This is a genomic window from Dyella sp. SG609 (genome assembly GCF_012275375.1).
Lineage (GTDB): Bacteria > Pseudomonadota > Gammaproteobacteria > Xanthomonadales > Rhodanobacteraceae > Dyella_D > Dyella_D marensis.
This window is the reverse complement of record NZ_JAAZQJ010000025.1, coordinates 1-6,115: the sequence shown is the minus strand read 5'-3', so window position 1 is coordinate 6,115 and position 6,115 is coordinate 1. Positions and strand designations below refer to the sequence as shown.

Below are 6,115 nucleotides of genomic sequence, written 5' to 3'. Positions count from 1 at the left end.
GGTTACTTTCTCTTTGGGCCAGCAAAGAGAAAGTGACCCGGGCGCCGGCAGGCGTCCGGAATGCCCGCTGCATAAGCGGCCAAGTCGCGACAACCGCACCTAGTCGCTACTGGATCCCGGCCTACGCCGAGATGACGAATACAGCACAAATAAAAAAGGCCGCCCTGCAGGCGGCCTCAAACTGCCGAAAGCGCTAACGCTCAACCGTTCTGCGCCATGCCCTCAGGCCGCTTGGCGCCAGCGAACCGCTTAGCCCAATAACTCTCATCGAGACTATCGACCCGCACCGTCTTCCCCCGCGAAGGCGAATGAATAAACTGCCCATTGGCAATATAAATGCCCACATGCGAAATGCGCCCACCACCCCGGCGCCCGCCGGCAGTGCGGAAAAACACCAGATCGCCAGGCTGCATCTCGGTACGGTTGACCTTCAGCCCGGCCAGGAACTGCCCCGCCGAATTGGTCGGCAGATCCAACCCCACCGCATGCGAAAACACATAACGGACAAAGCCGCTGCAATCGAAGCCGGTCGACGGATCGTGCCCACCGCGCACATAGCGGATATCCCGCAGCTGCATCGCCAGATCGATCAGCGTCTTGCGCAGATCGTCCGCATTGCTGGCCTGCTCCTCGATCGCCGGAGCGGCCGGCAGAGCGGACTGGGAAAGGGCCTGGGCCGGAGCGAGCGCGGCGAACTGGCTCATCAGCGGCGGAGTGATGGTGGCGACAGCAGGGGCGGCCTTGGCCTGTCCGCTGGGGCTGGCGAGCACGGGACCGGAGACGAGCGCGGCGGCGGCCAGCACGGAGAGGACGGTCAATCGCTTGATTGGCATGCGGGAAAAATCCCCTTGCTGTTCACGGGATTGGCCGTCGGATGTGTCGACGACCGTGACGAAGCCGTGAACTTAGCAAAGCGATATAGGCCGTATGTTCGATCCGGGTTAACTAAACCCCGCGGTTTCGAAAAGCTGAAGGGATTAGCAACGTCCGGCATCCCCATGAAAGCAGTGGGAAATCACTGCAAGCACCTGGCCTGGCTAGGAAAATTTCCTAGAAATAACCGTGGCGGAAGTGTGACGGAGGTCCGTAACAGGTCTGCAAGGAACCTGAAGCGCAATTCAGCCGCGGCGGCCGAAAATCGCCGTGCCGATGCGCAGTTCCGTAGCACCCTCGGCCACCGCCAGCGAGAAATCCCCGCTCATGCCCATGGACAGCCGCGGCAGTGCGTGGCCCTCCCCCGCCATGCGGTCGCGCAGCTCGCGCAGCAGGCGGAAGCAGGCGCGCACGGGAGCGGGGTCGCCGGACTGCACGGCCATGGTCATCAGGCCGCGCACGCGCAGGGTGTCCAGGCCGCGCAGGCGGGCCAGGAAGGCCGGCAGCTCCGCCGGATCCAGCCCCTGCTTGCTCTCTTCCGGCGAGGTCTTCACCTGCACCAGCACGTCGATGGCGCGGCCTTCGGCCTGCAGGCGGCGGTCCAGCGCCTCGGCCAGCTCCCAGCGGTCCAGCGACTGCACTTCGGCGGCGAGCCGGGCCACGTCCTTGGCCTTGTTGGTCTGCAGGTGGCCGATCACCACCCAGTCGATGGCGCAGTCGGCCAGCGGGCCGGCCTTCTCGCGGATCTCCTGCACCTTGTTCTCGCCGAAGCGATGCAGCCCCAAGGCGGTGGCGGCGCGGATGGCGTCCGCGCCGAAGGTCTTGCTCACCGGCAGCACGTCCACCTCGGCCGGCGCGCGGCCCGCCTCGCGGCAGGCCGCGTCGACGCGCTCGCGCACGGCGGCCCAGTGGGCCGCGAGATAGCCGTAGTCGTCGCTCAAGCCTTGCCGCCCTGCGCGTAGTGGCCCGCCACCACCTCGGCCACCACCATCGTCACCTTCTTGCCGGTGGGGATGTGCAGGAATTCGTTCGGGCCGTGCGCATTGGAATGCGGGCCGAGCACGCCGGTGATCAGGAACTGGGCCTGGGGGAATTTCTCGCCGAGCATGCCCATGAAAGGAATGCTGCCGCCTTCGCCCATGTAGGCCGCCGGCGCACCGAAATGGTTCTGCGAAGCCTGCGCGACGGTCTGCTCCAGCCACGGCGACAGCTGCGGCGCATGCCAGCCGCCGCCGTCCTTCTCCAGCTTGAAGCTGACCCTGGCGCCGTAGGGCGGATCCTTCTCCAGCAGCTGCTTGACGAACTGCCCGGCCTGGCTGCCGTTGAGCGTGGGCGGCAGGCGCAGGCTGAGCTTCACCGAGGTCTTCGGGCGCAGCACGTTGCCGGCGCTTTCCAGCGGCGGCAGGCCGTCCGCGCCGGTCACCGCCAGCTGCGGGCGCCAGGTGCGGTTGAGCACCAGCTCGGTGAGGTCCTCGGTGACCGGATGCATGCCTTCGACGAAGGGAAACTTCTCGTAGATGGCCTTGCCCAGCACGTGCGAGGCCTGCTTCGCCTGCTCGATGCGCTGCGCGGGAATCTCCACGTACAGTTCCTTCGGCTTGACCGTGCCGGTCTGCGGGTCCTCCAGGCGCGTCAGCAGCTCGCGCAGGATGCGGAAGCTCGACGGCACCACGCCGGAGGCGTCGCCGGAATGCACGCCTTCCTCCAGCACCTGCACGCTCAGCTCGCCGCCGGTCATGCCGCGCAGCGAGGTGGTCAGCCACAGCTGGTCGTAGTTGCCGCAGCCCGAATCCAGGCACACCACCAGCGAGGGGCTGCCGATGCGCGCGGCCAGGTGGTCCACGTAGTACGGCAGGTCGTAGCTGCCCGATTCCTCGCACGCTTCGATCAGCACCACGCAGCGCGCGTGCGGGATGCCCTGCTCGCGCAGCGCCAGCAGCGCGGCCAGCGAGCCGAAGATGGCGTAGCCGTCGTCGGCGCCGCCGCGGCCATAGAGCTTGTCGCCCTTGAGCACCGGCGTCCACGGACCCAGGCCCTCGGCCCAGCCGGTCATTTCCGGCTGCTTGTCGAGATGGCCGTAGAGCATCACGGTGTCGTCGCCCTGGCCGGGCACGTCGATGTAGATCAGCGGCGTGCGGCCTTCCAGGCGCACCACTTCCAGCGTGGCGCCGGGCAGCGACGGCAGCTTGGTGCGCGCCCAGGTCTCCATCAGCTTGACCGCCGCATCCATGTAGCCGTGTTCCACCCACTTGGGATCGAACATCGGCGACTTGTTGGGAATGCGGATGTAGTCCATCAGCTGCGGCACGATCTCGTCATCCCACAGGCCGCTGACGAAATGCGAAAGACGGGCGGTATCCATGGGCGAGCTCCGGCGATGGGGAAAGCGCCGATTGTATCAGCGCAGGCCGAAACGCCGCCGACAGCGCGTAGGCGCGCACCCACGCCACGCTGCGATGCAGGCGCACCGCAGCGCGATGGGAGCGCCGACTGCGGCGCCTTCGCGCCGGCGGCATCGTGGCTGGGCGGCGCACGGACGCCGCGCTGTCCCATCGCTGAAGCCCATCACTGAAGGAGCATCCCCATGCTGCGCAAGCTCGCTACTTTCATGTCCGGCCTGGCCGTGTGCCTGTCGCTGCACGCCGCCACGCCGGTCAACGTCAACACCGCCGACGCCGCCACTATCGCCAAGGCGCTCGACGGCATCGGCCCGGCCAAGGCCGCCGCCATCGTGGCCTGGCGCGAGGAACACGGCCCGTTCAAGACCGTGGACGAAGTCGGCCAGGTCAAGGGCGTGGGCGCCAGCACGCTGGACCGCAACCGTGCCGCCATCCTGATCACCGAGGAAGGCGCCAAGCCCGAATCCGGCGCCACCAGGGCCAGACCCAAGGCCAAAAAGGACGAGGACTGAGCTCCAGTCCGCTCGCCGGCCCGCGCCGGCGCGGCCCTGGCAGGTCGCGCCGGTTGCGCCTACACTCCGCGTTCACGACCGCCCGGTCACCGCCTTCACGACCCAGGCCGGAGCCGTCACAGGGGCCATGTACCTGATTCAGCAGCACAAACATTTGCGTTCCACGCCATGATCCTGCCGCGTTACCGCATCGCCGCCTCGGGTATCGGAGGCGCCGGCAAGGGGCTGTTCCTGGAGGAAGACGTCGCCGCCGGTCGCATCGTGACCGCGCCGGATGCGATCGACCGCACCTGGAGCCTCGCGCAGATCACCGCCTCGCCCGAGCTGCAGGTGCAGCTCTATGCGGCTGCGCGCTGGTTCGAGGACCGCTACACGCTGTCCCCCGACTGGCCCGACGAGTGCTACATCAACCACAGCTTCGAGCCCAGCGGGCTGTGGCACCTCGGTTTCGTGTTCGCCGCGCGCGACCTGCCCGCGGGCACCGAGATCACCGTGGATTACCGCCACCTGCTCGCACCCGGGCAGGAAGAAGATTTCATCGATTCGGCCACCGGCGAGAAAATCATCGGCCTGTCCTGGGCCGACAGTCTCGCCACCAGTACCCGTGCCCTCGCCAGCCTGCTGGCCGGCGCCGCCATCTGACACTGCAATGTTCGACATACCCACCCTCGAAACCGCGCGCCTGCGCCTCACCGCTCTCTCCGCCAGCCATTTCGACGACTACGCCGCGATGCTCGCCGACCCCACCAGCACGCGCTGGGTCGGCGACGGCGAGCCGCTGGACCGCGGCCATGCCTGGCGTTCGCTGGCGATGCTGCTGGGCCATTGGCAGTTGCGCGGCTACGGCATGTGGGCGCTGGAACTGAAGGACAGCGGCGTCTTCGCCGGCCGCGCGGGATTGATGTATCCGGAAGGCTGGCCCGATATCGAACTGGGCTGGATGCTGAAGTCCGAGTACCGCCACCACGGCTACGCCACCGAAGCCTGCCAGGCCATCCTCGATTTCGCCTGGAACCAGCTGCGCGCGCAGCGCGTGATCAGCCTGGTGCGCGTGGGCAACGAAGCTTCCGACCGCCTGGCCGAGCGCCTCGGCGGCGAGCACATCGAAGACATGGATTTCTGCGGCAGCTACAACCACGTGTTCGCGTACTACCCGCCGTACCGCGAATCGCGCCGCGCGGCCTACGCCTGAGCGCATGAGCGCCTTCCACCGCGTGCCAGCGGAAAGCCTGCGCGCGGAGCCCTGGGCCAACGGCGCCGGCACCACCATGGTGCTGGCCAGCGGTCCGGATTCTTCTGCATGGCAGTGGCGCCTGAGCATCGCGCAGATCGACCGCGATACCGATTTTTCCGCACTGCCCGGCGTGCGCCGCCAGTTCGCCGCGCTCGACGCTTCGCTCGCGCTGCGCTTCGCGGACTACGAACGACATGCATTGCGCCTGGCCGTGATCCGCTTCGACGGCGCCGACGCCCCGCACGCGCGGCTCACCGACGGCCCCACCCGCGCCTTCAACCTGATGCTGCGCGATGGCGCAGAAGGCGAACTGATCGCACGCCCCTTGAACGGCGCCATGCTGCTGCCACCGTCGGCCGGCGCGCACTGGTTCCTCTATCTGCTCGCCGGACACGCCGAACTGCGCAGCGGCGGCGAAAGCCTGGCGATGACGCAGGGCGAATCGGTGTGGATCGAAGCGGCAGGCACGCTGCGCATCGAAGGCGGCGGCGAAGTGGTGCTGGCGCGCATCGAGCCCTGAGCACGCCGCGGCATCGCATCGCCGATTCTGCCGGGCACAAAAACACCTCACGCACGGATCGCCGAATGCCACTCGTCAAATAGGGGCATTCGTAATCTCCCGCACTTGCTTGACGCGTCATGCGGATGGCGCCGGGGATATGTGGCGGTGGCGCCGTGGAGCGAAAAGCATCGGCGCTTCGGGCAGACAGGGATGGCTATATCCGGAATGTCGCTGGCTTTGCTTGCGACGTTGTTTGCGCTTGGGATCAATGTGGGTGGAGCTGGATCTGCTGACTGCAGTATCGAGCGATATCGCTAGAGCGGCCCCTCACCCCAACCCTCTCCCCGGAGGGGAGAGGGGGATGACGGGCGGGGCGAAAACCGAGCGAAGAGCTCGTGGCGCAGCCGCGGCGTTCCGCTGGCGCGCTTTTGACGTTGCTCTTGATCTACCGGGTCCCCTTGGCGCCGGCGGTGAGGGCTGGACGAAAAGGCCCCCGCAAGGGGGGCGAGGACAGGAGTCCTCGCCTTTTTGATCAGGGCATGGATGCCCTGTCAAAAAGCCCGGCCAGCCCTCACGGACCCTCAGCAGCTGCGCT

The 6,115-nt window shown here is 67.3% G+C and carries 8 protein-coding genes; 5 read left to right on the top strand and 3 right to left on the bottom strand.

The window, feature by feature from the left end:
- The coding region (locus FHW85_RS22235; protein WP_210427890.1) for a hypothetical protein at positions 1-197 on the top strand (197 nt) is incomplete at its 5' end.
- A gap of 3 nt (positions 198-200) precedes the next feature.
- On the opposite strand, the gene FHW85_RS22120 is transcribed toward FHW85_RS22235, so the two are convergent.
- The 3 genes from FHW85_RS22120 to FHW85_RS22110 all read right to left on the bottom strand — a co-directional run bounded on the left by FHW85_RS22120 (position 201) and on the right by FHW85_RS22110 (position 3,235).
- Positions 201-833, bottom strand: a complete 633-nt coding sequence (locus FHW85_RS22120; protein WP_167252093.1) for a C40 family peptidase — start codon at positions 831-833, stop codon at positions 201-203.
- 285 nt (positions 834-1,118) lie between these two features.
- Entirely contained in the window at positions 1,119-1,814 is a 696-nt protein-coding gene (locus FHW85_RS22115; RefSeq protein WP_168649677.1) for a YggS family pyridoxal phosphate-dependent enzyme, read from the bottom strand.
- Positions 1,811-3,235, bottom strand: coding sequence for a M20 family metallopeptidase (locus tag FHW85_RS22110; protein WP_168649676.1), 1,425 nt, complete (start codon positions 3,233-3,235; stop codon positions 1,811-1,813). Before FHW85_RS22110 ends, FHW85_RS22115 begins: the two co-directional genes overlap by 4 nt.
- A 222-nt stretch (positions 3,236-3,457) precedes the next feature.
- Here FHW85_RS22110 and FHW85_RS22105 point away from each other — a divergent pair, with 222 nt between their 5' ends.
- From FHW85_RS22105 to FHW85_RS22090, 4 genes are all read left to right on the top strand, one after another.
- The gene (locus tag FHW85_RS22105) at positions 3,458-3,784 is read left to right on the top strand and encodes a helix-hairpin-helix domain-containing protein (protein ID WP_168649675.1); all 327 of its coding nucleotides are present in this window, start codon (positions 3,458-3,460) and stop codon (positions 3,782-3,784) included.
- A 168-nt stretch (positions 3,785-3,952) separates the two neighbouring features.
- Positions 3,953-4,426 carry an SET domain-containing protein gene (locus FHW85_RS22100; RefSeq protein WP_168649674.1) on the top strand — a complete coding sequence of 158 codons (474 nt, stop codon included), beginning with the start codon at positions 3,953-3,955 and terminating at the stop codon, positions 4,424-4,426.
- 7 nt (positions 4,427-4,433) lie between these two features.
- Complete coding sequence (locus tag FHW85_RS22095) at positions 4,434-4,976, top strand: GNAT family N-acetyltransferase (protein WP_167252098.1); 543 nt, start codon at positions 4,434-4,436, stop codon at positions 4,974-4,976.
- A gap of 4 nt (positions 4,977-4,980) precedes the next feature.
- Complete coding sequence (locus FHW85_RS22090; RefSeq protein ID WP_168649673.1) at positions 4,981-5,538, top strand: HutD family protein; 558 nt, start codon at positions 4,981-4,983, stop codon at positions 5,536-5,538.
- Positions 5,539-6,115 lie beyond the last annotated feature (577 nt).